1 protein-coding gene is annotated in these 1,232 nt (G+C 66.8%); it reads left to right on the top strand.

Translation table 11 applies throughout. The annotated features are described in order from the left end of the window. Positions 1–87: 87 nt before the first annotated feature. Positions 88–1,221 carry an IS630 family transposase gene (locus tag FOE67_RS26170; protein WP_182667299.1) on the top strand — a complete coding sequence of 378 codons (1,134 nt, stop codon included), beginning with the start codon at positions 88–90 and terminating at the stop codon, positions 1,219–1,221. Positions 1,222–1,232 lie beyond the last annotated feature (11 nt).

The following is a 1,232-nucleotide window of genomic DNA, read 5'->3' as shown; positions in this document are numbered from 1 at the left end:
CTAGTGCCGCGTCAGGCAACGTTCGCCCTGTCGTGATATGCCGCGCGGTTGCTGTGCCGGGCGGCACCGGACCATCAGAATGCTCACGTGGCTGAACGCGTGCGGGTCCGTGAGATCGATGACGACGAGGGCAGGCGGCTGCTGCGGATCATCCGCCGGGGCACTGGCTCGGTGGTGACCTGGCGGCGGGCCCAGATGGTGCTGCTGTCCGCGCAGGGCATGCCGGTGGCGAGGATCGCCGAGGTGACGTTCACCAGCGATGACCGGGTGAGGGACGTGATCCACAACTTCAACGCCGACGGCTTCGACTCGCTCTACCCGAAATACCGGGGCGGACGACCGAGGACGTTCACGCTGCCCGAACGCCGGGAGATCAAGAAGATCGCCAAGTCCAGGCCGGCCGAGCACGGCCTGCCGTTCTCGACCTGGAGCCTGACCAAACTGGCGGACTTCCTGGTCGCCGAGGGGGTGGTCGACGACATCAGCCACGAGGGCCTGCGCATCCTGCTCCGCGAGGAAGGCGTCTCCTTTCAACGCGTGAAGACCTGGAAGACCTCCCGTGACCCGGACTACGCGGCCAAGAAGGCGCGGGTGGAGCACCTGTACGCGATCGCCGACGGCGAGGTCGTACCCGAGAACGGCGAGCCCGAAGTCATCTTCTGCCTCGACGAGTTCGGGCCGCTCAACCTCCAGCCGCACCCCGGCCGGCAGTGGGCCGAACGCGGCGGCAGGCACAAGGACCCCGGCCGCGAACCCCGACCCCGGCGGCGGGCCACCTACACCCGCCCCCACGGCGTCCGGCACCTGTTCGCCGCCTACGACCTGACCAAAGACCAGCTCTACGGCCACATCAAGAAGACCAAGAACAGATCGAAGTTCCTGGAGTTCTGCCGCTACCTGCGCACCCTCCACCCACGAGAGGTCCGCCTGGCGATCGTGTGCGACAACTACTCACCGCACCTGACCACCAAGCGGTGCCGCAGGGTGGCCGACTGGGCCGAGGCCAACAACGTGGAGATCGCCTACACCCCGACCAACAGTTCCTGGCTGAACCGGATCGAGGCCCAGTTCACCGCCCTGCGCTACTTCACCCTCGACGGCACCGACCACACCAGCCACAAAGAGCAGGGCAGCATGATCCGCCGCTACATCATCTGGCGAAACCGTCACGCCGCCGACGAACGCCTCCGCGAGGTCATCGACAGGGCGAACGTTGCCTGATGTGGCACTAG

The sequence above is a fragment of the Streptomyces calidiresistens genome, from assembly GCF_014141525.1.
Classification (GTDB): Bacteria; Actinomycetota; Actinomycetes; order Streptomycetales; family Streptomycetaceae; genus Streptomyces; species Streptomyces calidiresistens.
The sequence above is the reverse complement of the archived record's forward strand: the minus strand, read 5'-3'. Positions and strand labels throughout refer to the sequence as shown.